At 40.6% G+C, this 21,873-nt stretch carries 22 protein-coding genes; 8 read left to right on the plus strand and 14 right to left on the minus strand.

The annotated features are described in order from the left end of the window. The first annotated feature begins 69 nt into the window (after nucleotides 1-69). Nucleotides 70-1,596: a bifunctional phosphoribosylaminoimidazolecarboxamide formyltransferase/IMP cyclohydrolase gene (gene purH, locus BM375_RS12880; RefSeq protein WP_093366644.1), complete on the plus strand. Its 1,527-nt coding sequence runs from the start codon at nucleotides 70-72 to the stop codon at nucleotides 1,594-1,596. A gap of 239 nt (nucleotides 1,597-1,835) precedes the next feature. On the opposite strand, the gene BM375_RS12885 is transcribed toward purH, so the two are convergent. From BM375_RS12885 to BM375_RS12915, 7 genes are all read right to left on the minus strand, one after another. After that, a complete protein-coding gene (locus tag BM375_RS12885) occupies nucleotides 1,836-2,789 on the minus strand; it encodes an MBL fold metallo-hydrolase RNA specificity domain-containing protein (RefSeq protein ID WP_093366646.1) in 954 nt (317 codons plus the stop codon). Continuing rightward, entirely contained in the window at nucleotides 2,786-3,382 is a 597-nt protein-coding gene (gene coaE / locus BM375_RS12890) for a dephospho-CoA kinase (RefSeq protein WP_093366647.1), read from the minus strand. Before coaE ends, BM375_RS12885 begins: the two co-directional genes overlap by 4 nt. Before the next feature lie 6 nt (nucleotides 3,383-3,388). Next, on the minus strand, nucleotides 3,389-4,261 hold the full coding sequence (locus tag BM375_RS12895) for a YbbR-like domain-containing protein (protein WP_244525902.1): 873 nt from the start codon (nucleotides 4,259-4,261) through the stop codon (nucleotides 3,389-3,391). A 240-nt stretch (nucleotides 4,262-4,501) separates the two neighbouring features. Beyond that, on the minus strand, nucleotides 4,502-4,822 hold the full coding sequence (gene yajC, locus BM375_RS12900; RefSeq protein WP_093366650.1) for a preprotein translocase subunit YajC: 321 nt from the start codon (nucleotides 4,820-4,822) through the stop codon (nucleotides 4,502-4,504). 48 nt (nucleotides 4,823-4,870) lie between these two features. Further along, nucleotides 4,871-5,308 carry a DUF1573 domain-containing protein gene (locus BM375_RS12905; protein ID WP_093366652.1) on the minus strand — a complete coding sequence of 146 codons (438 nt, stop codon included), beginning with the start codon at nucleotides 5,306-5,308 and terminating at the stop codon, nucleotides 4,871-4,873. Between the two features lie 4 nt (nucleotides 5,309-5,312). Continuing rightward, nucleotides 5,313-6,260, minus strand: coding sequence for a transcription antitermination factor NusB (gene nusB, locus BM375_RS12910; protein WP_170852666.1), 948 nt, complete (start codon nucleotides 6,258-6,260; stop codon nucleotides 5,313-5,315). Nucleotides 6,261-6,377: 117 nt separating this feature from the next. Next, nucleotides 6,378-7,451, minus strand: coding sequence for a Leu/Phe/Val dehydrogenase (locus tag BM375_RS12915; protein WP_093366655.1), 1,074 nt, complete (start codon nucleotides 7,449-7,451; stop codon nucleotides 6,378-6,380). 167 nt (nucleotides 7,452-7,618) lie between these two features. Between BM375_RS12915 and BM375_RS12920 the strand changes: the two genes are divergently transcribed. The 4 genes from BM375_RS12920 (at nucleotide 7,619) to ppk2 (ending at nucleotide 13,691) form a co-directional block, all read left to right on the plus strand. Continuing rightward, a complete protein-coding gene (locus BM375_RS12920) occupies nucleotides 7,619-9,394 on the plus strand; it encodes an ABC transporter ATP-binding protein (protein WP_093366656.1) in 1,776 nt (591 codons plus the stop codon). Between the two features lie 43 nt (nucleotides 9,395-9,437). Beyond that, the gene (locus BM375_RS12925; RefSeq protein ID WP_093366658.1) at nucleotides 9,438-10,730 is read left to right on the plus strand and encodes a BamA/TamA family outer membrane protein; all 1,293 of its coding nucleotides are present in this window, start codon (nucleotides 9,438-9,440) and stop codon (nucleotides 10,728-10,730) included. A 63-nt stretch (nucleotides 10,731-10,793) separates the two neighbouring features. After that, complete coding sequence (locus BM375_RS12930) at nucleotides 10,794-12,878, plus strand: TonB-dependent receptor (protein ID WP_093366659.1); 2,085 nt, start codon at nucleotides 10,794-10,796, stop codon at nucleotides 12,876-12,878. 63 nt (nucleotides 12,879-12,941) lie between these two features. Next, on the plus strand, nucleotides 12,942-13,691 hold the full coding sequence (gene ppk2 / locus BM375_RS12935; RefSeq protein ID WP_244525903.1) for a polyphosphate kinase 2: 750 nt from the start codon (nucleotides 12,942-12,944) through the stop codon (nucleotides 13,689-13,691). Here the strand turns inward: ppk2 and BM375_RS12940 are convergent. After that, entirely contained in the window at nucleotides 13,674-14,858 is a 1,185-nt protein-coding gene (locus BM375_RS12940) for a class I SAM-dependent methyltransferase (protein WP_093366661.1), read from the minus strand. The two genes, ppk2 and BM375_RS12940, sit on opposite strands and share 18 nt — an antisense overlap. Nucleotides 14,859-14,917: 59 nt before the next feature. Here BM375_RS12940 and BM375_RS12945 point away from each other — a divergent pair, with 59 nt between their 5' ends. Continuing rightward, nucleotides 14,918-15,706, plus strand: coding sequence for a Cof-type HAD-IIB family hydrolase (locus BM375_RS12945; protein WP_093366662.1), 789 nt, complete (start codon nucleotides 14,918-14,920; stop codon nucleotides 15,704-15,706). Nucleotides 15,707-15,746: 40 nt separating this feature from the next. Here BM375_RS12945 and trxB read toward each other — a convergent pair whose 3' ends face one another. The 4 genes from trxB to pyrE form a co-directional block, all read right to left on the minus strand. Beyond that, nucleotides 15,747-16,712 carry a thioredoxin-disulfide reductase gene (trxB, locus tag BM375_RS12950; protein WP_093366664.1) on the minus strand — a complete coding sequence of 322 codons (966 nt, stop codon included), beginning with the start codon at nucleotides 16,710-16,712 and terminating at the stop codon, nucleotides 15,747-15,749. A gap of 89 nt (nucleotides 16,713-16,801) precedes the next feature. Further along, nucleotides 16,802-17,740 carry a 3'-5' exonuclease gene (locus BM375_RS12955; protein WP_093366665.1) on the minus strand — a complete coding sequence of 313 codons (939 nt, stop codon included), beginning with the start codon at nucleotides 17,738-17,740 and terminating at the stop codon, nucleotides 16,802-16,804. A 148-nt stretch (nucleotides 17,741-17,888) separates the two neighbouring features. Next, nucleotides 17,889-18,287: an SRPBCC family protein gene (locus tag BM375_RS12960; protein ID WP_093366666.1), complete on the minus strand. Its 399-nt coding sequence runs from the start codon at nucleotides 18,285-18,287 to the stop codon at nucleotides 17,889-17,891. A gap of 11 nt (nucleotides 18,288-18,298) precedes the next feature. Then, on the minus strand, nucleotides 18,299-18,943 hold the full coding sequence (gene pyrE, locus BM375_RS12965) for an orotate phosphoribosyltransferase (protein ID WP_093366668.1): 645 nt from the start codon (nucleotides 18,941-18,943) through the stop codon (nucleotides 18,299-18,301). Between the two features lie 22 nt (nucleotides 18,944-18,965). Here pyrE and BM375_RS12970 point away from each other — a divergent pair, with 22 nt between their 5' ends. Next, complete coding sequence (locus tag BM375_RS12970) at nucleotides 18,966-19,553, plus strand: NUDIX domain-containing protein (protein WP_244525904.1); 588 nt, start codon at nucleotides 18,966-18,968, stop codon at nucleotides 19,551-19,553. A gap of 55 nt (nucleotides 19,554-19,608) precedes the next feature. On the opposite strand, the gene BM375_RS12975 is transcribed toward BM375_RS12970, so the two are convergent. Both BM375_RS12975 and BM375_RS12980 read right to left on the minus strand, forming a co-directional pair. Further along, complete coding sequence (locus BM375_RS12975) at nucleotides 19,609-20,025, minus strand: hypothetical protein (RefSeq protein ID WP_093366825.1); 417 nt, start codon at nucleotides 20,023-20,025, stop codon at nucleotides 19,609-19,611. 175 nt (nucleotides 20,026-20,200) lie between these two features. Beyond that, nucleotides 20,201-20,794, minus strand: a complete 594-nt coding sequence (locus BM375_RS12980; protein WP_244525905.1) for a C40 family peptidase — start codon at nucleotides 20,792-20,794, stop codon at nucleotides 20,201-20,203. A 118-nt stretch (nucleotides 20,795-20,912) separates the two neighbouring features. Between BM375_RS12980 and BM375_RS12985 the strand changes: the two genes are divergently transcribed. Then, the gene (locus BM375_RS12985; protein WP_093366672.1) at nucleotides 20,913-21,803 is read left to right on the plus strand and encodes an EamA family transporter; all 891 of its coding nucleotides are present in this window, start codon (nucleotides 20,913-20,915) and stop codon (nucleotides 21,801-21,803) included. Nucleotides 21,804-21,873 lie beyond the last annotated feature (70 nt).

Below are 21,873 nucleotides of genomic sequence, written 5' to 3' on the forward strand. Positions count from 1 at the left end.
AAGTTCTGCTGTAAAAAATCACAAGAATTAGGTCGAAATGTTTATCTTTGTGCTTCCAAAAATACAACAATGAATCATCCTGTTAAGATTAAAAATGCTTTGGTGTCTGTGTATTACAAGGACAACTTAGCCCCTCTCATTCAATTATTACACAAATACGGAGTAACTTTCTATTCTACAGGTGGTACGGAAGCATTTATCCGTGAGCAAGGCATCGATGTCGTCCCAGTAGAAGACTTGACAAGCTATCCTTCTATTTTAGGTGGTCGTGTAAAAACATTACACCCGAAGGTGTTCGGCGGTATATTGGCTCGTCGTCCTTTAGAGGGGGATCAGCAACAATTAGCGCAATACGAAATTCCGGAAATTGACCTTGTGATTGTTGACCTCTACCCTTTCGAAGAGACGGTAGCTTCGGGTGCAACAGAACAAGATATTATTGAGAAAATCGACATTGGTGGTATCTCGCTTATCCGTGCGGCTGCCAAAAATTTCAATGATGTGGTGATTATTTCATCGAAAAACGATTATAAGGAGTTAGCCGAAATCTTAGCAACGCAAGAAGGACAAACAAGCTTAGAGCAACGCAAATCTTTCGCGAAACGTGCATTCAACACATCTTCACACTACGACACCGCTATTTTCAACTACTTCAACCAAGAAGAATCTCTTCCTGTTTTTAAACAATCTATCCAACAGTCGCAAACACTTCGTTATGGAGAAAACCCGCATCAAAAAGGTGTTTTCCATGGCAACCTGGACGATATGTTCGACAAATTAAACGGCAAAGAGCTTTCGTATAATAACTTGGTGGATGTGGACGCTGCCGTGGCGATTATTGATGAATTTGAAGAGCCTACTTTTGCTATTTTAAAACATACGAACGCATGTGGTGTAGCCTCACGTCCCACGGTAAAACAAGCTTGGGTAGATGCTTTGGCATGTGACCCGGTATCGGCCTTTGGTGGTGTATTGATTACCAACGGTGAAATCGATAAAGAAACAGCTGAAGAAATCAACAATCTTTTCTTCGAAGTGTTGATTGCTCCTTCGTATACCGAAGATGCATTACAGATTTTAACAGCAAAGAAAAACCGCATTATCCTGCGTCGTAAGACTATCGAATTACCGGCTGTACAGTTCAAAACATTATTGAACGGAGTTATCTCCCAAGATAAAGACCATACCGTAGAAGGTCCCGAAGAAATGAAAACGGTTACCACAGCTGAGCCAACAACTGAGCAATTGCAAGATCTTTACTTTGCAAATAAAATCGTAAAACATACAAAATCAAACACGATTGTCTTTGCTAAGGATGGCACTTTGATTGCATCTGGGGTCGGACAGACATCCCGTGTAGACGCTCTAAAACAAGCTATCGAAAAAGCGCAGTCTTTCGGTTTTGACATCAAAGGTAGCGTTATGGCTTCGGATGCATTCTTCCCCTTCCCGGATTGTGTTGAAATTGCCGGAGAAGCTGGTGTGGCGGCCGTGTTGCAGCCAGGAGGATCTATAAAAGATCAGCTTTCCATTGATATGGCTAATGAAAAAGGAGTCGCAATGGTTATTACTGGTGTAAGACACTTTAAACATTAATTTTTAGAAGAAAGATTATAAGAAGAAAGAGCAAAGAAGAAAGATTTCCTTGCTCTTTTTCTTTTCCCTTTTATCCTCACAGATAGCCTAATAGCCAATAGATGATTATAAATGCGATAATCGTCCCGAAGCATCCAAGTCCCAATTTTTTTGCTCCCCAACCTGCTATTATTGTCTTAAAAAATCTATTCATAATTCAACAATCTTCTTTTCCCTCCCTATCGCAGGAAAAACAACTTTTATGCCGATAGGATATCTCGTACAACAAATTGTCCGTCAAAATGTTTTTGCAAAGCACGACCGTCACCATGAATAGTCCATATTTGCCGAGGCTTCACCTGAGACACAAAGTGTAAAATATCTTCCCAATCCACATGATCAGAAATATAAAGCTCAATATCATTCTGTCGTTGTAAACGCTCCCAACCAGAGGCAAAAGCCTTCAACACATTCGTTGCACGGAAATAGCTATTAAAAGTAAGCGGTGGAACCAGATATATCTTATTAGACAGTCCATCCTTCATTGCTTTACGATTATACAAAGTGTAACGTAACTTACAATTGCCATATTGCTCGTAAATCCTATGCACAGGGTGCATTTTATGGTTGACCAATACCTCTCTTTCCGGCAAGTACATATTAATTAATGCAGTCAAGCGTTGTGCCTTCCCTAAGGTATAACAGCCCAACATAATGTTGAAAGGTCTGTCTTTTAGTTTTAAGATTTCTGCTACAGGAGCCGGGTGGGCTATCTCAGGACGAGCAAAAGTAGATTCTGTTATCAACACATCTGCCTGCACAATTTCGATGGGCTCGCAGGTCGGATCCTCTTGTAGCTTATAGTCTCCCGTGTATAAATAAGTTACACCTTCATAAGTCATGCTGATCTGCGCTGATCCCAATATATGACCTGCTGGGATAAAAACAATCTCAACTTCGCCAATCCGAAAAGATTCACCAAACACAACCTTTTGCATACTGCTTTCAGGCATTTTGGAGAATTTGTTTTTCATAAAAGCAAAAGTGACATCCGTCGCATACATCAGACGATGACCAGCCGTGGCGTGGTCACCATGTGCATGGGAAATCAGATTAACGGCAACAGGCGATAAAGCATCAATATAAAACTGTCCATAACGGCAGTAGTAGCCCTCGTGCTTACGGACTAAAAAATCTTCTAATATTTCACTCATGATTTGTGTTCCTGCAAGAATTTATTGTGCAGGGCAAGTACTTGGGGAAGGATTGGTTTTACACCATCATTAATCAAGATAAAATTAGCCAATCGCTCCTTCTCTTCATCGGGCAATTGTTTATCCATGCGCTGTTCAACTTGGATTCTGTCAGTTCCATCTCTTTCCATTACACGCTTGATACGCACCTCTTTTGGCGCAACCACCAAAATGGTATAATCCAATGATTTATAAGAACCACTTTCGAACAAAAGAGCGGCCTCTTTTAGCGAATAAGGTGTCGTCTGTGCACCTGCCCACTCTTCACCGTGACGAATAACCACAGGATGAACTAAACTGTTGAGCTTTGCCAGTTGTTCCTTATCCTTAAACACGATATCAGCCAGATAAGTCCTATCCAGTAATCCATCTACGCCATAGACTGCTGCTCCAAAGGCAAACTCTAGTTCTTTTCGCAAGTCAGCATCCTCATTCATAATATTCTTCGCAACCCTGTCGGCATCATAAAAGGGAACTCCCAATGCCTTAAAGATCTTTGCTACATAACTTTTTCCTGAGCCAATGCCCCCAGTAATACCTATTCGCAATCCCATATTTATTTACCTACGCACAAAAAAATCAACATTCTGCGGCTCGATGCTCACCATCTGACAATAGTCAGGTACTTTCGTTAAGATAACAGGTAAGCTTTGTACTCTATTTTGTGCCCAATTTTCCATATCTACAATTGCTTCAAAATCACGTGAAGTCCATTTGTTGTAGTCTTTCAACGACACGAGAAAGGTCAACTTCACCTTACTCGGTAAGGTTCGTACTGTTGTATAGCGTGATGCGTTTTCCACCTTAAGTGGCACTTCCACCACCTTTTCTGTGATCTCGCCAACGGGAATAGTAATTTCTGCAAAAGTAGGGTAAATCGTGATATTGTTCTTTTGGTGCTTGTTCAAGTAAGCTACAGTCCGAATATCAGATGAAATCTGTGTTCCTCGGATAGTATCCGTCTCCAGATATTCAATATTTGCAACATCTTCCAATGGTCCCGTTACCGTCACGTATTGTGGTGATATTTTCGTTTCGCCAATAATCCCATATTGTTTTTTAAATTGGATATTATGCAACGGACGAACCGGAACCTTACGCTGAGTCTGCTTGGAAAAATCGAAAAATAACGTATCGGGATTAACGCCTATAACCTGATTATCCACCGGGAACTGTCTATTAATATACCCCAGTTGATTCGTAAACACAATATAGTTCCGGTTTTTCAAACCACTTAAATCAACTTGAATATGCGGTGTATCTGGATTTAACTTCTTGAGAAATATTTTCCAACCACTTAATTTCATCCGTACATTAACCGTATCGGATTGCAAAGGGTGAAAAGCTTTCTGTTCGGGAATATTAACATAGGAAATCCCCGTTTTAATGGTGTACGTCTGCACATTGGATATACTGAACAGGAGCCATGCCACGAAGGAAATAACTAGACAACGCAAGAATATTGCTAATTTACGCCGCTTAGTTTTCGTTATCCGTGCTTGCACCATAGCCACAAAAATAGTAATTTTTTATACAGACTTCCGAAGTTTAACTTTAAGTATCTGTTTTTAATGGTAAAGTTGAGAGCTTCGCTGTTTAGAAACTTCGGAAGTCTAACGAAAACAAAAAAGACAATCTTTATCAGATTGTCTTTTCAAATACGCTGTAAAAAATTATTTCTTAACAGTGTCACCATTCGCTGCTTTTGACGCGTCTAATGCAACTGCTGATTTATCGAAACGGATTTTCACACCCGAACCCACGTCTACCAAAAACGTAGTTTCGCTCACTTCCACAATACGTCCGTGGATTCCGGCTGTAGTTACTATTTTAGAATTTACACCAAGTTCCTCGATATATTTTTTGTGGTCTTTTTGCTTTTTCATCTGTGGTCTGATCATGAAGAAATAGAAAACCACAATAATCAAAATCATCGGTAAAAAGCTCATCAATCCGCCGCCACCTGGCGCTGCTTGCAATAATGTTGTAATCATATTAACAAAATAAAAATTAAAAAGTCAAAATTAAAAAATATTTCTAAACTACTTTGGTGAAACTTCCCCTCGTAACTGTACCGTAGTTACGCCGTTTTCAGCATTGGAAACCACTGTTACTATTTTCTGTTGTTTACCAGCCTGTCCGTTACTATCAAAGCTTACTTTAATCTCACCTGTTTTCCCTGGAAGCACAGGTGTCTGCGTATAAGAAGGCGTTGTACAACCGCATGAAGCCGATACCTGCGAAAGAATCACCGGCGCCTCACCTGTATTAGTGAAGACATACGTTCTTTCCACGACTTCCCCTTCTTTGATCTGACCGAAGTCAAAAACAGTTTCTTCAAACTCTACTTTACCTTTTGTGGCATTCGTATTTTCCGTAGCTTCTGTTGAAGTCGTTTCTGCATCGCTCTTGGTTGAGTTTCCACAGGAAATTAACGTTGCAAATGCCAATCCCATCAAACTTACTTTCAGTATATTCATGTGATTAATCTTTTAAGCCTCTACCTTCTTTGCGGATACGTCCCTGTTGGGTCAGCTCCACTAAAATCTTATCTAAAATACCGTTGATAAACGTATTACTTTTTGCTGTACTAAACGCTTTAGAAAGCTCAATATACTCATTAATAGTCACCTTAACTGGTATCGTCGGGAAGTTCATCAATTCACTGATGGCCATGCGCATCAACAGTGTATCCACCAACGCAATACGATCTGCCTCCCAGTTTTTTGTCTTAACAGAAATCATTTCTTGATACTCATTCGTATGACGAATGGTTTCTTTCAAAAGATCGATAATAAACTCACCGTCTTCATCCCAATTCGGCGTAAGATCAGCCAATTTATTCTGCGTTGGGTTTTCACTACTGAAATTCTTGAATGTTTTGGCAATCATCGCTTGCAGAATTTCTTTATCAGTTGGCCAGTTAATAAATTTTGATTCAAAAACCTGCTCAATTTCAGGTGATTTTAGGATAATCTTCTTGAAGATATATTTGATAATATCCTTTTCGGCACCGATAGAGCGGTCCTCCTGTTGAAGATAAGCCAAATACTCCTCAGATTCTTTCAATTGTGCAAATATAGAGCGTACAATTTCCGGATCGAAAGACCAAGAAACCTTATATTTTTTAACATCTTCGAGATAAGCTCTATTCTGACGCAAAGATTCGATAAACGTATTCGTGTTCAGTTTCGTTGTGTACACCTTATCCTTCTCCGTTGGAAGAAATTTGTTTGCTCTTCCCTCTGCATCAATTAGTACATATTCGGCCACTTCATCCAAAAGGTTCAATGTCCAGATGTACATCTGATTAACCTCATCTACGCTATTCAAAAGCGCTTTTTCAAAATTTTTGATTTGTTTATCCTCTGATAAACTGTACGCATAAAGCGTCTGCATGACTTTCACCCGAAGGTGCCTTCTGTTAAGCATAATTTAATTTAAAGAACGATTGTATATAATATACTTTAATTATTTGTGTTTATAATGATTAAAATTTAATTGTTTAAACGACTAAACTTTTAAATAAATAACCAATTAACCACTATTCTACCTTTTAAGCTTTTTTATGTCTCGTATACGTTGATCAGCCAATTGTTTAGCCGCCTCAAACGTCGTAATATTATCTTCTCTGGATTTTTGAATCACATGTCGTGTTGCATTATAGATATGTTTCACCAATGCTTCCGTGCGTTCACCACCATGACCTTCCAACTCAGAAAAGCAACTAATCAAGGCTCCTGAATTAATCACAAAATCAGGTGTATATAAGATATTATGCTCTTTCAGAAGCGTACTGGTCAGCTCCTCATCTTTCAGTTGATTATTAGCAGACCCAGCAATAATCTTACAGCGCATGCGTGGCACAGTATCTGGATTAACCGTTCCACCCAATGCACAAGGGGCATAGACATCGGCATCCAATTCAAAACTTGTCGAATACGTGATAGGCTCGGCTTTGTATTTTGCAGCTATTTTCATTTTGCGTTCTTCGGTCATATCCGATACATAAACGCGTGCATTCTCACCGCGCAACATACTCACTAACTGCTCGCCTACACTTCCAACACCTTGTACCGCAACCTTACGGCCTGCCAAGCTATCATCGCCATACAATTCTTTGATAGCAGCCTTGATTCCGTAGAAGACACCACGAGCGGCAAATACTGTCGTATCGCCACCACCATTCAATGAGGCTGGCAAACCTGCTACATAATTTGTCTCAGCAAGCATGTATTCCAAATCCTTCTGCGTAGTACCGATATCAGTAGAAGCAATGAAGTTTCCGTTCAGCCCTTCGATGAATTGACCAAAACGGCGCATCAAGACCTCCGTTTTATCTGTGCGATGGTTACCTATAATGATAGCGCTGCCCCCACCGAGATTCAACCCAGCTAAAGCAGCCTTATAAGTAATGGCTTGCGACAGGCGCAAAGCATCATCGACAGCCTCCGAAATCGATTCGTATGGCAACATGCGCACACCACCGATAGCCGGCCCCAAAGTCGTATCATGAATAGCTACAATCGCTTGTAAACCGACTGCCGCATCATGACAAAAAAACAGATTCTGATGGTTAGATGCCCCCATCTTATCGAAAACAGAAGGATTATTTACTTCCATAACAAAATTGGCAATGCCTCATTTTTCATTTTTACCATGCAAAAGTAGGAAATATTTCCGTGCAAAATTCTTTATCATTGTATTATTTATCACAATTGTCATTTCTTGACAGGAATCCCACACTGCAATGGATTTTTTTCAATTTTTTAGCCTTACATTTGCGTTCGATGAAAGAGTTGGCATATCTCAATAAGTATTTCTATAAGTATCGTTGGCAGGTTATTCCCGGAATTCTATTCGTTATCGCGTCGAATTATTTCGGTATTTTGCCAGCAAAAGTTATCCGGGAAGCTTTTGACCTAGTAAAGGAAAATATTGACTTGTACCGCCTCTATGATGGGTTTGACAAACAAAACCTCATATATCAGGTTTTCGGAAGTAGCCTACTTTTCTTCGGCTTGGTTGTCTTAGCACTTTCCTTATTGCGTGGTGTGTTTTTGTTTTTCATGCGGCAGACCCTCATCCTGACTTCACGTCACATTGAATATGATCTAAAAAATGAAATCTACAACCATTATCAGGTTCTGGATTTCGCTTTCTTCCGTAAAAATAACACAGGAGATATGATGAACCGTGCTACAGAAGATGTCAATCAAGTACGGAACTACCTGGGTCCTGCAATCATGTATGCGATCAATACTGTCGTACTCTCACTGATGATTATCTACGCGATGTACGATGTCAACGCTAAGCTTGCGACTTACTCACTCCTACCAATCCCTATCCTTTCTGTAATTATTCTTTACGTTAACAAGGTAATCAATAGCCGAAGTGAGAAAATTCAGCGGCAACTTTCTAAACTATCATCCTTTGTGCAGGAAACATTCTCAGGCATTCGTGTTATCAAGACCTATAATCGGGAACAGGAAAAAATGGATGTTTTCGCCGATGAAAGCAATTATTACAGGAATGCTTCATTGGATTTGGTTAAAGTACAGGCAATTTTCTTTCCACTCATTATTTTTCTTGTAGGGTTCAGTACGATTATCACGGTCTATGTCGGCGGTATTGAGGTAAACAACGGCACCATCACGGCGGGTAATATCGCTGAGTTTATTATCTATGTGAACCAACTGACATTTCCCGCCATGTCCTTAGCTTGGGTAACTTCCCTATTTCAACGGGCAGCAGCTTCCCAGAAAAGAATCAACGAATTTCTTAAAACCACTTCTGAAATTCCCGACGGCAACCGAGAAATCAGCTTACAAGGCAACATTACTGTGAGTAATCTGACTTTTACATATCCCGAGACAGGCATTACAGCCTTACAAAATGTCTCGTTCACGATACCAAAAGGTAAAACCCTGGCCATCATTGGAAAGACCGGATCGGGAAAATCGACTTTAGCCAACTTACTATTGCGCATGTACGATGCAGATAAGGGCGATATTATTTTTGACGGTGTTCCAATCCGGCAGATGAGAACACAAAACCTACGGGAACAGATTGGATTTGTACCACAACAAGTATTTCTTTTCTCCGATACCATTGCCCGCAATATCGCTTTTGGATTGGATACGGTTGATATCGAAAGAGTGGAACAAGCCGCTAAAGATGCTGCCGTCTATGATAATATTATGCAGTTTGAACATGGTTTTGAAACCTCGATAGGCGAACGAGGCATCACCTTATCTGGTGGACAAAAACAACGTGTTTCCATTGCCCGTGCATTGGTCAAAGACCCACATATACTTATTTTTGACGACTGTCTCTCCGCTGTTGATACCAAGACTGAAGAAGAAATTTTGCATAACCTGAGCCGTATCATGCAGAATAAAACCACCATCTTCATTGCGCATCGAATTTCTACGATCAAGAATGCAGACCATATCATCGTATTGAATCAAGGGAGTATCATAGAACAAGGTACACATCAAGAACTGATGGCATTAGAAGGTGAGTACTTTGAACTGCACGAAAAGCAACTTCTTGAAGCAGAATAGTTTTTATTCGCCTAAAATTCCACAAATAGTTTATTTTTGTGGAATGTATAAACAGTTGGTTCTTCTTTTTTCCTTAATATGTACGTATCCTTTATTTGCGCAACAAGTCGTGTTGCAGGATACCGTTAGCACGGTAGAAACCAAAGACACAACATTATATACCTTCGACCATTTGTATGACATCGGTGATGGTATAAAAGATATTGGTCGCTTTATACGCCACGATACCACCACAAAAATCCCCAAAAAAAGGTCTGGTTTATCCATCCTTCCGAATATCAATTACAATCCCAGTATAGGTTTTCAGGTTGGATCCAAGATCGTCAGCGGTATGTATCTGGGTGACAGGGAAAACACCAGTATGTCTACCTATGCAACCGCATTGAATTATACAACCCGAGGCATTATTTTTGGTTACCTTATGCATGATATCTATACCTCCAAAAATAAATGGAACCTGAAAGGTGGAGTCATCATAGCCAAGATGGTGGGACTGGATTATGGTATGGGAATGGGGAATATCGTTCCTACGGATGTACCAGAAGAAGAAGTCCTAAACAATCCTGAACGTACACGCTTTGTCAATCAATATACCGTGTATGGTCTGAATGAACGTTTATACAAACAGCTCTCTCCAGGGATGTTTATCGGAGCAGGGGTTTTTATCGATCTCAAACGGAATATACACACAGTGGGCAACCATCCACAAACACCTCTGGGAACCTACAGTGATTTCACAGGCTACAGTGCAAAAAACTACAACAACAATGGTCTAATGTTTAATTGGCAATATATGACACGCGACAACCCCAACAGTGCCTATAAAGGTATCTATACGGATATTGTCTTACGGATGAGCCAAGCCTGGATGGGAAGTTCACAAAGTTCTTATCAATTACAAACAGACTTCCGAAAGTACTGGCAACTTTCGTCATCCCGACCAAATCATGTTTTGGCTTTCTGGCATTGGGGCTCTTATAATCTTGGAGGAAACTTGGCTTACCTCGATCTACCTGGCACGGGAAAAGACACTTTTGCCCGCGTAGGCCGAGGCTATACCAATGGCTATTTCAAAGGTAATTCCTTCTTCTCTACAGAGGTAGAATACCGATTTCCGATTTTACGTAATCAGTTTTTAAGCGGCGTGGTATTTGCCAATCTACAAACAGCCAACGACCGCCTTGGCACCAAACTTTTCCAACAATGGCAACCTGCCGGAGGGACAGGCTTACGACTACTATTCAACAAAGCAACACGCACCAATCTTTGTATAGATTATGCTTTTGGACGGTTCGGACAACGCGGATTATTCTTAGGATTAAACGAAGCTTTTTAATTTAGCATCAACACTATATTTTCCTCACATCGATTACAGATAATATTAAAAAAATTAGGTTTCATGTTTCGTACAGCTGCGTTATTATTTTTCACTTCTATTCTTACGATTCCATCTACTACGCTTGCACAAACGACTGACAGCATTAGCAACCATCAAGAAATTGTTCCTGTAAATATCAATGCCTACTTTAGTCAACAACCTCTTTTAGGATTAACCGCAACAGCGCAAACCATCGATAGTAAACTTATCGAAAACCAACAAACCACTACCCTGTTACCGGCACTAAATACAGTAGCAGGTCTTCGCATGGAGGAACGTTCGCCCGGAAGTTACCGATTGGCGATGCGCGGTAGCTTAATCCGCTCTCCCTTTGGCATCCGTAATGTAAAAATATATGTGGACGAATTTCCAATGACCGATGCCGGAGGCAATACGTATCTGAATCTCATTGATCCTGCTTCTATACAGGGTATACATATCCTAAAAGGTCCGGACGGTTCATTATATGGAGCCAATTCTGGGGGTGTGGTGCGTATACAGCCTAAAGGATTTGATGTAACAGATAACCAAGCCTCTTTGCTTATCAGTGGCGGTTCGTTTGGCTTGTTTCAGGAACAGCTTTCCGTACAGCGTCAAGTAAACGACAAGTATCATTTTTCCTTTGACCAATCCTTTATCCGTTCAGATGGCTATCGGGAAAATACAGCTTTGAACAAAAAGACTTTTCAAACCGCACATCAGTGGAAATATACTCAAAGCAATCAATTACGGTTTTTCGCACTATACAGTGACGTTGGCTATCGTACGCCTGGAGGACTAACTCAGTCACAGATGGATGAGAACCCAAAAATGTCGAGACCCCCCGCAGGTCCTAACCCGGGAGCAAAAGAGCAACAGGCGGGTATCTATAACAAAACATTCTTTGGCGGTTTGGTCCATGCGACCCAAATCAGCGAAAAACTATCACATAGTATCAGCATTTTTGGGTCACACACCGATTTTGAGAACCCGTTTATCACTAACTACGAATATCGTAAAGAACAAAATCTGGGCTTACGCACATACTTTTCTTATAAAAACACCGACCAAGAAAATTTGCACTGGCAAATACAGATAGGCTATGAAGGACAAAAAGGTTGGAACAAAATCGATAATTTTGACAACGAAGGTGGTATTTCGACCAATCCTCAAGCCAAAGATAATCTGGACAACACGCAACATAGCTTCTTCTATCGGGCTATGACAAAGCTTTATCAACGCTGGACAATAGAAGGTTCTATTGGCTTGAACCAATCGACAATAACCTATCGGCAACGTTATCCCGAATCTTCTGCCTCAAAAGACAATATCGACTTTGGTGGGATATGGATGCCAAGGGTAGCAACGTCTTATCTGTTGACCGATCGTTTAGCGCTTCGCGGCTCTATTTCCAAAGGCTATTCTACGCCAACCATTGCGGAGGTTCGTTCATCTGATAATCTTGTCAATACAGACCTTGAAGCCGAAACAGGTACAAACTATGAAATCGGGGGCCGGTTCGAATCCAAACGAAGACGGTTTATAGCTGACCTATCCTTATACCATTATGATATGCAAAACGGTATTATCCGACAACTGCGTGAAAACGGAGCAGAATACTATGTCAACGCAGGCGAAATGATACAAAAAGGTATTGAAGCGTCGATATGGGCGTATTTACTCACACCACAGCAGAAACAATGGATACAGGCATTAAGTGTACAATCCAGTGTTTCGTATAATCATTATCGCTTTGGCGAATATCTGGTCAACAACGACGATTTCTCGCAAAACAAGATAACGGCTGTACCCGATTGGGTTTGGTCCAACAATATGTCGATCTCCTTTCCAAAACGATTTGACTTTAATATAGCGCATATCTTCACATCAAGCATGCCTTTGAATGATGCAAATACGGTGTTTGCCGATAAGTTTCATCTGGTGCAGCTTAAAGGTAATTGGACATATAGGTTTAATAACAGCAGACAACTGCAATTCTTTGCCGGGATTGATAACCTTTTGAATGAACAATATAGCTTAGGAAACGATATTAATGCATTTGGAAACCGTTTCTTTAATCCGGCTCCAACGAGAAATTATTATGGAGGATTAAAGGTTATTTTGTAAGCCTCCTTAACCTCATCAACCGCAACATCTTATCACGATAAACAGTCGATCATCAACTATTTGGTGGATAATAAAATCATCAAAGAAGATAAATTTTTGGAACAACTGGCCTATGAAAAAGAAATGGACCACTTGCACAAAAAATTAAATGCTATGCAGGCTGACGTCATCCATTCCAAGAAGCGGGTATTAATTATTGTCGAAGGCCGGGATGCAGCTGGAAAAGGAGGCACAATTTCCAGAATTACCGAATTCATGAATCCCAAAAGGTATCAAGTAGTTTCTCTTCCGAAACCAACGGAAATAGAATCTGGCCAATGGTATTTCCAACGCTATCTCAAAAAACTTCCAAACAAAGGAGAAATTGTTTTCTTCGATCGTTCTTGGTACAATCGTGCTGTTGTCGAACCAGTCTTCGGGTTTTGCACAGATGAACAACATGAACGTTTCTTACAACAAGTCAATGAAGTTGAGAAGTTACTAATCGACGACGGAATTATCCTGATCAAACTGTTTCTTAATATTTCTAAAGAAGAGCAAGCCGAACGTTTGGAAGAACGTAAAAATGACCCTTTGAAACAATGGAAATTAGGTGATTTGGATCAGCAGGCGCAAGAACTATGGGACAAATACAGCCATTATATCGATAAAATGTTCCGTACAACAGCAGCTTCCTCCCCTTGGACAGTCATCAATACGGACAAGAAAAAAGTCGCCCGATTAGAATCTATTAAATACATTCTAAACATAATCAACGCGGACAATAAAGAAAAAATCGACGATAAAGTGGTACACTTATTTGACAGCAAGTAACCGTTCCAAATGATGATAGTCGATACCAAAATAAGCCTTTGTAGCCGCAATTTTGGTTAAGATCTCCTGTTGCCTCTTGGGATTAATCGTTTTCTTTTCTCCTACAACCAAAACATTTTTTGGCGTATGGGTATCGGAAACAAACTGGAATACTTTCGTCTGATAACCAAAATATTCCATAATTAGAGCGCGCAAGCCATCCGTGACCATTTCGGCTTGCCGCTCCATAAAGATCCCATGCTTCAGCAAGAAATCCAGTTCATTCTTGGATTTGTTTCGCTCCATCTCTCGCCTGATTTGTTTATGGCAACACGGTGCTACGACAATTAAATCTGCACCATTAAGGATGCCTTTGGCAATGGCACCGTCTGTAGCCGTATCGCAGGCATGCAAAGCAATCAATACGTTGAGCGCATTAGTCGGGTGATAATCTTCGATAGTCCCTTGTACAAAGTGTAAACCATCGAACTGTGATTTGCGCGCAATCTGGTTGCATAGTTCTACCAAATCCTCGCGGTATTCTACGCCAACAACTGTAGCCTGTCGGTTCAGTTGCCCGACAAGATAATCATACAATGCAAATGTCAGATAACCTTTACCCGCTCCCATATCCACAACATTCAGCACATCCTGCGTAGGCAAATCCTGCAACATCGCACTCAATATCTCAATATAGTGATTGATCTGCTTCCATTTATCCTGTGCATTTTTATAGACTTTGCCTTCCGCATCCATTAACCGCAACTCTTCCAGATACGTTTTGTGTTCCTGTCCCAGTTTGCGGGATTTTTGTTTATCGTGGGTCAAAGACTTTGGCACAACAGCCGTTGCTTTTTCTGTACGTATTCCCCACACGCCTTTTTTGCTCAGTTCGCAAATCAAATTTTCAGTCTCGCTGAACAATGTTGCCACACGAAAACCTTCCACCTGCAGAAGCCCCTGTATCTCCAACAATGCCATATCTGCATCAAAATTCTTGGTAATATCCTTCGTTTTATAGCGAAACACAAAAGACAGTTTCTTTTGCCGTTTAATCAAAACAGGCTTCACATAGATATTTTTCAAATAAGGTTCTGTCCCGTGATAATTCCCTAAAGAAAGTTTGATGAATTCTTCGCGTTGGATACTTCCGCGAATGCTATCAATAAAAGTGGCATAGTTATCCATAACACAAAGATAATAAAACCTCCGTTTTCATTCCATAAAGAAGTTGTACCTTTGTCTTTATGCAAAGCCCAACGATTAAAGCCGTTTTTTTCGATATAGACGGTACTCTTTTAAGTTTTAAGACTCATGAAATACCGGCCTCGACTCAGGAGGCAATCCATAAGCTTCAAGCAAAAGACATTAAGGTGATCGTGTCGACAGGACGCTCTATAAATAGCATAGACCATATCAAATTTTTAGATTTTGATGGTTTTATCACTTTTAATGGTGGCTATTGTGTGACACAGGAAGATGATGTATTATTCAAACAAGCTATTAACCCATCCGATATTCAAGGTGTATTGGATTACGCCAAGCAAAACCCGTTAAGCTTTTCCTTTATGTCGGAACGGGAAATTACTATCCACGATGTCACCCCAGAAATTGCCGGAATGTATGCGCACCTCAATCTCCCTGTTCCTCCTTTGGTCAACATGGAAACCGTTGATGTTTCCAGTATATTGCAAACCAACATCTTTTTAGGTCCCGAAGAAGAAAAGGCGTTTATGGAAAAAGTGATGCCTAACTCTTTGGCTTCCCGCTGGACACCCTTGTTTGCCGATGTGAATCCAAAGGGACAAAGCAAAAAAGTAGGGATTGACATCTTTTGTCAACATTTTGACTTAGATCTTAAGCAAACGATGGCTTTTGGCGACGGGGGCAACGACATCACCATGTTGCAACACGTGAACATTGGTGTAGGCATGGGCAATGCCAACCCTGAAGTAAAAGAAATTGCAGATTATATCACCACAGATGTGGATAATGATGGCGTTTGGAATGCTTTAAAGCATTTTGGGGTAATCTGAAAAATGTAGAGACGTAGCATGCTACGTCTCTACTTAATTATTATTCAACCTCACTGTGTTTCGCCGCTAAATAGCGTTCCGCTTCTAAGGCAGCCATACAGCCTGTTCCTGCAGCAGTAATCGCTTGACGATAGATATGGTCCTGCACGTCACCACAAGCAAATACACCCGGGATATTCGTTGCTGTACTATCAGCCTTAGTAATCAAATAGCCTGTTTCGTCCATCTCCAATACGCCTTGGAAAAGTTCAGTATTCGGTTTATGACCAATAGCCACAAAGAACCCCGTCACATCCAATACCTTAGTTTCCTTAGTTTGGTTGTTAATGACACGAACAGCGTTTACACCCGTTTCATTCCCTAATATTTCTTCGGTTTCCGTATTGTAAAGCACTTCGATATTCGCTGTATTCATCACGCGGTGTACCATGGCTTTAGAAGCACGAAACTCTTCCCTACGCACCAACATATACACTTTATTACACAATTTCGCCAGATAAGTGGCTTCCTCAGCAGCCGTATCTCCAGCCCCCACGATAGCGACATCTTGTCCTTTGAAGAAGAAGCCATCACATACCGCACATGCCGAAACACCAAATCCGTTATATTTTTCTTCCGAAGGTAAGCCCAGCCATTTCGCCGTAGCTCCGGTAGCAATGATAACCGTTTCTGCCGATACCCATTTCGAACCGTCAATCTGCACTTTGTGTATGCCACCATCTTCGGCAAGCTGTACTTCAGTGGCATAACCAAAGCGTACATCTGTACCGAAACGTTCGGCTTGCGCTTTAAGGTCTTCCATCATAACAGGACCAGTAATTCCTTGCGGATACCCCGGGAAGTTATCCACTTCAGTAGTCTGGGTTAACTGTCCACCCGGCACGATACCCGTATATACTACCGGTTTCAAATCAGCACGTGCTGCATAGATTGCCGCAGTATAACCTGCAGGCCCTGAACCAATGATTAAACATTGTAAATGTTCGATTTCTTCTATATTCGCCATTATTAATCTTATGTCTATTATCTCAAATTTAATGTCTAATATCTAAATACTATCGTCTAACATCTAAATACTATTATCTAAATACTAATCTACTTTCCAAACTTTCCCTGCAACTGGGCTAACATATCCGAAGTAATCGGCTTTGCAGGTTCAGCAGACTTCTGCTGTGGTTTCTGATAAGGCTGTTTCTGTTCACCCTGTTGATTTCTGTTACTTTCTTTCTTTTGGTTACGATGTGCATTCCAGATTTCTTCCAATACTTTTTTAGTATATAATGGAAAGTCTCCGTTTTGCATCCACGCATAATAGCTGGGTTCCACATCGAATACTTCCGTCACCTTCCGCCCTTTGTGCTTACCAAAATTAATAACTGGATCACCATCTGCATCATAGACCAATCGACCTGCAAAATCAACTGGTTTACTCAGGTTGGTAAACTCATGCAACGCATCCACATCATTGACAACCGGAATGGATACATTACCGTGTTTATCTTCAAATTGCACATTTTCATATTTGCTCAACTGTGCTTTCAACACTTCATACGTAGCACGAACGTCAGCCTCTGCTGTATGCGCATTGGTCAAGTCAGCTTCACAATAAAATTTATACGCAGCTTTTAATGTCCGCTGTTCCATCTGGTGAAAAATATTCTGTACATCCACAAATGACCGTCCCTTCAATGAGAAATCAACACCTGCACGCAAAAACTCCTCCATCAACATAGGAACATCAAATTTATTAGAATTATAGCCCGCTAAATCAGCATCTGCAAGGAAGTCAGCAATTTCTCGTGCACTCTCCTTAAAAGTAGGCATGTCTTTGACATCTTCATCGTAAACACCATGGAACATAGAAGATTCTGCCGGGATTGGTATTTCTGGGTTAATGCGCATCGTCAGCACCTTTTCTTTGCCATCAGGCAAAATCTTCAAAATCGATATCTCCACGATACGGTCAACAGAAATATTAACCCCCGTTGTCTCCAAATCGAAAAAAGCCAAAGGGCGTTTTAAGTGTAGCTCCATCTAAATAATGCTTATTTAATTTGTTGTAAAAATACAAAACTCTTCCCGCTTACCGAAGGCTTTGTCAAATCGTGACATAATTATCACCCGCAATAAAACAAAAGGTCCTTGACTCATGCCAAGGACCTTTTGTTTTAGTCTATTCTATTTAACCCAATATCCGCTTCAAAGCATTCACCTGATGATCAGCTAATTTTTGCAAAGGTCCTGATGCCATCATTTTCATCATCATATTCAATTGCGCCTCGATAATAAAGGTCGCTGTAGTCAGATTTTCATCCTTCTTCTCCACTGTCCAACGAAGCGTAATTTCAAATGGGGCTTCTTCCACAGGAATACAGACCACTTCTTTATTGTCTATTCGTTGACTGATTTTCAAGGCCAGTTTTGCCATATTTTTGATGGTAAAACGTGCTTCATCCACTGTCGATGACCAATTATAGATGTTATCCGGCATCAATTGTTCGTGGTTATTCAAATCAGCCAAAAAGGTATAAACCTCGGCAATAGGCTTCTGAATATCGGTATGATTTTGTATGATAGTCATTACTTTAAAATTTATTCTCCAGACCAGACCGCTGGGTCTACACGCCATTTTTCAAGCAATTCTACATCCGATTCCAACACGTAGCCATTCGCAACAGCCACACTGATAAGGGCATCATAATTACACAAGCTAAAAAATGGGCATTTTGCATCTGCGAAATTATTAACTGCTGCATCAAAACCGTAAGTAAAGATAGAAACAAGTCCAACAACGTTGCATCCTGCAGCGCGCAAAGCTTCAACAGCCTGCAAGCTACTTTTCCCTGTGGAAATCAAATCTTCAACAACGACAACACGCTGACCGCTCACCACTTCTCCTTCGATTAGATTCTGTCTTCCATGGCCTTTTGCGCTACTGCGCACATAGGTAAAAGGCAATCCCAAATCTTGAGCCACTAATACCCCTTGAGGTATTCCGGCTGTTGCCACCCCCGATATCATTTCCACAGCCCCAAACTCATCCTGAATCAACTGTGCTAACCGCTGACGGATGTATGTACGGATAGCCGGATGAGACAAAGTAATACGATTATCACAATAAATTGGCGACTTCCAACCCGATGCCCATGTAAAAGGACTTTTAGGTTGCAATTTTATTGCTTTAATTTGCAGTAAGGATTCAGCAACTTTTTGTTCAACCTCATTTATAATTTTCATGGCACAAATTTATAAAATTTATATGAACGAATCTCAGCTAATTTTGGCTGATTTTCTCCCCAAGAAATTAACATCTGTACAAACAATTGGTTTACAAGACATTGATCTGGAAAAACTTTTCCAAGCTTCAAAAACCAAAGTCGCAAAGGACGTAACTTACCTCTATATTCATCCTGATATAGAGCGGGTCTTTAAAGGACTTTTACAAAAAATCAATATCATCAAGGCTGCCGGAGGACTGGTAAAAAATAGCGAAGGTGCCTATCTTTTCATCCATAGACTTGGAAAATGGGATCTTCCAAAAGGAAAAGTAGAAGAAAATGAAAAAATGCGAGAGGCGGCGGTCCGCGAAGTGGAAGAAGAATGCGGAATTGAAATCGATTATTTAGGACCAAAGTTATGCACAACGTATCACACCTATATCATGCGAGGCAAATTCACTCTCAAACAGACCAATTGGTATGAAATGGGCGTGAATAAAGTACCAAAACTTGTTCCGCAGACTGAAGAGGATATCACAGATGCAAAGTGGCTATCTGCAGAAGAATTGGACAAAGTACGTGAAAACACCTATCCACTGATTACGGAAATTATAAGGAAGATTAAGTAAACAGAAAAATAAGGTATATCGGGATGCCAATAGCATCCCGATATACCTTTTTAAATCATCTCGCGTAGGCTCTGTTAAGGGTTTGGACAACCGTTTCTACAGTGGTCATCGCCGCATCGCGCATTTTCGGATTTCCTGGATAATCCGTATCAATCGTTACACGCTTAGACTTTTCTTTATATTTGATTTCTAATATAAAGCGAGGTACTTTCTTCCCCTCTTCGGGTGAAGTACGCGGCGTAGTCATATCATCATCCACATTCCAGAACCCCATTTCCATAGCCTTTCGGTGAATATACAGGAGATCATCATCTGTCAATTTGAGTTTGGTCGTTACCAATGAATCCTGATTATTCAGAAAATGGTATTTCTGCGTAGCAGAATTATACGTATTCAACATAGAGTCTGGTTCACCATATTGAAGGTCAACATATTCAAAATCCGAATATCGGTAAGGAGCGTTCTTTATCATATTGGAATAATAAAAAACACAATAGATGAAAAAAGAACCGATGATACACAGTCCCAGAAAAATTGCTTTTGACCTTTTGCTCATGACAATAAATAATTTGGCGCAAAAATACAGAATTGCCCACGAACCGGATACTTTTTATATGGGCTTTTATACTGCTATTGTAATTTGAATGTTAGATTTTAGGCGTACCACAGCGAACAAAGTACTTGTAATACCAATTATCCCGGATATCGGATATGATGACCCCTTTACTGGTCGAAACATGAACAAATTTATTATTATGCAAATAGACCCCAACATGGTCAATGTTTTTACCACCAAACGAAAAGAAAACCAAATCGCCTTCCTGCAGTCCGTTTTCGTACTTCCTTTTCACATTATCCCCCATATCGCGTGAAGTACGCGGAAGATCTTTCCCATAAACCCTATTATATAACAATCCCACAAAACCGGAACAGTCAACACCAGATTTACTCATTCCGCCCAATCGATGAGGGCTCCCCATCCAATCATCAATAAAACTATAAAGCGGTGCATTGCGTAATTCCTTTACAGGAACGCCCAACAGATTAGCATAGTTCTCCATTTTCGAACCGGACAGGGCTTTATTGCGACTATCACTTGCATCCGTCAGCACAGCTCCGCGTGAACTTGATCCTTTTGCAGGATAGTTTCGATGTGCTACTTTACGCTTCGCTCCACACGAGGAAAGCAATACCATAATCAGCACTATACATAGCCATGTACCTGTAAATCTCCGTACCATTAGAACCATATAACAAACTTAAAGAAATCCACCTTGATATACAATATCAGGGGGTAAGAAGTCCCCTTTTAGACAATGGACTGACCAATTTTGCTGGTTTTTATTTACTTTTGCGCCCATGTCTACATTTGTAAAAATCAAAGGCATCGCCGCCGTTACGCTAGGTGCAGCAAGCTTTGGTATTCTTTCTACTTTTGTTAAAAAAGCCTATAAACAGGACTTTACCTTAGCGGAAGTTACTGGAACACAAGTGCTCCTCGGAGCCGCTTTCTTATGGTTAGCTTTCTTCCTCACCAATAAAAAGACTCTGACAAAAAAGAAATATACCCATCCTTTTTGGCTCATTATGCTATGTGGAATGAGTACCGGAGCAGTCAGCATTCTCTATTATAGATGTGTAGAACTTGTACCCGCTTCTATAGCGATTGTGCTGCTGATGCAATACATATGGATTGGAGCACTTTTGGAATGGCTACTATTCAAAAGCCCGCCTTCAAAAGTGCAAGTGATTGGCTCTATATTCGTTATTTTCGGTACCTTGTTATCTACAGGAATTATCGAACGAGGCACAGAAACCATATCCACAACAGGCATTTTATACGGTTTATCAGCAGCAACCTCTTTTTCTCTGTTTATCATCTTGAACGGCAGGGTCGGCAATGATTATCCGGTCCTGAAAAAAAGTGCCTTAATGATTACTGGCGCTTCCATATTGGTCATGCTGGTGTTGACTCCTGTTTCCTTACTGTCGTTGGGAACATGGGAAAGTATCTTGCCTTACGCTTTGGTGCTTTCCTTATTTGGAACAGTTATCCCACCGGTTTTATTTGCTTACGGAATGCCCAAGACAGGTTACTCCTTAGGAAGTATCCTTAGCTCTGTTGAGCTTCCCGTAGCCGTGATGATGTCCTATTTTGTCCTTCATGAACATGTTTCGCCCTTGCAATGGAGTGGCGTCATTTTTATTTTGATAGTCATTATTCTCATCAATACGTATAAAAGAAAATAAAAAAGACATCCGAAGTTTTTCGAAACTTCGGATGTCTATCAAACTGCCACACAAGATTGCATCTTGTGGC

Source organism: Sphingobacterium wenxiniae (assembly GCF_900116225.1).
In the GTDB taxonomy this organism is placed as follows: domain Bacteria; phylum Bacteroidota; class Bacteroidia; order Sphingobacteriales; family Sphingobacteriaceae; genus Sphingobacterium; species Sphingobacterium wenxiniae.

Coding starts and splice junctions, on each gene's coding strand:
- purH (WP_093366644.1), top strand. CDS start 70: ATGAATCATCCTGTTAAGATTAAAAATGCTTTGGTGTCTGTGTATTAC.
- BM375_RS12885 (WP_093366646.1), bottom strand. CDS start 2,789: ATGAGTGAAATATTAGAAGATTTTTTAGTCCGTAAGCACGAGGGCTAC.
- coaE (WP_093366647.1), bottom strand. CDS start 3,382: ATGGGATTGCGAATAGGTATTACTGGGGGCATTGGCTCAGGAAAAAGT.
- yajC (WP_093366650.1), bottom strand. CDS start 4,822: ATGATTACAACATTATTGCAAGCAGCGCCAGGTGGCGGCGGATTGATG.
- BM375_RS12905 (WP_093366652.1), bottom strand. CDS start 5,308: ATGAATATACTGAAAGTAAGTTTGATGGGATTGGCATTTGCAACGTTA.
- nusB (WP_170852666.1), bottom strand. CDS start 6,260: ATGCTTAACAGAAGGCACCTTCGGGTGAAAGTCATGCAGACGCTTTAT.
- BM375_RS12915 (WP_093366655.1), bottom strand. CDS start 7,451: ATGGAAGTAAATAATCCTTCTGTTTTCGATAAGATGGGGGCATCTAAC.
- BM375_RS12920 (WP_093366656.1), top strand. CDS start 7,619: ATGAAAGAGTTGGCATATCTCAATAAGTATTTCTATAAGTATCGTTGG.
- BM375_RS12925 (WP_093366658.1), top strand. CDS start 9,438: ATGTATAAACAGTTGGTTCTTCTTTTTTCCTTAATATGTACGTATCCT.
- BM375_RS12930 (WP_093366659.1), top strand. CDS start 10,794: ATGTTTCGTACAGCTGCGTTATTATTTTTCACTTCTATTCTTACGATT.
- BM375_RS12940 (WP_093366661.1), bottom strand. CDS start 14,858: ATGGATAACTATGCCACTTTTATTGATAGCATTCGCGGAAGTATCCAA.
- BM375_RS12945 (WP_093366662.1), top strand. CDS start 14,918: ATGCAAAGCCCAACGATTAAAGCCGTTTTTTTCGATATAGACGGTACT.
- trxB (WP_093366664.1), bottom strand. CDS start 16,712: ATGGCGAATATAGAAGAAATCGAACATTTACAATGTTTAATCATTGGT.
- BM375_RS12955 (WP_093366665.1), bottom strand. CDS start 17,740: ATGGAGCTACACTTAAAACGCCCTTTGGCTTTTTTCGATTTGGAGACA.
- BM375_RS12960 (WP_093366666.1), bottom strand. CDS start 18,287: ATGACTATCATACAAAATCATACCGATATTCAGAAGCCTATTGCCGAG.
- pyrE (WP_093366668.1), bottom strand. CDS start 18,943: ATGAAAATTATAAATGAGGTTGAACAAAAAGTTGCTGAATCCTTACTG.
- BM375_RS12970 (WP_244525904.1), top strand. CDS start 18,966: ATGAACGAATCTCAGCTAATTTTGGCTGATTTTCTCCCCAAGAAATTA.
- BM375_RS12975 (WP_093366825.1), bottom strand. CDS start 20,025: ATGATAAAGAACGCTCCTTACCGATATTCGGATTTTGAATATGTTGAC.
- BM375_RS12980 (WP_244525905.1), bottom strand. CDS start 20,794: ATGGTACGGAGATTTACAGGTACATGGCTATGTATAGTGCTGATTATG.
- BM375_RS12985 (WP_093366672.1), top strand. CDS start 20,913: ATGTCTACATTTGTAAAAATCAAAGGCATCGCCGCCGTTACGCTAGGT.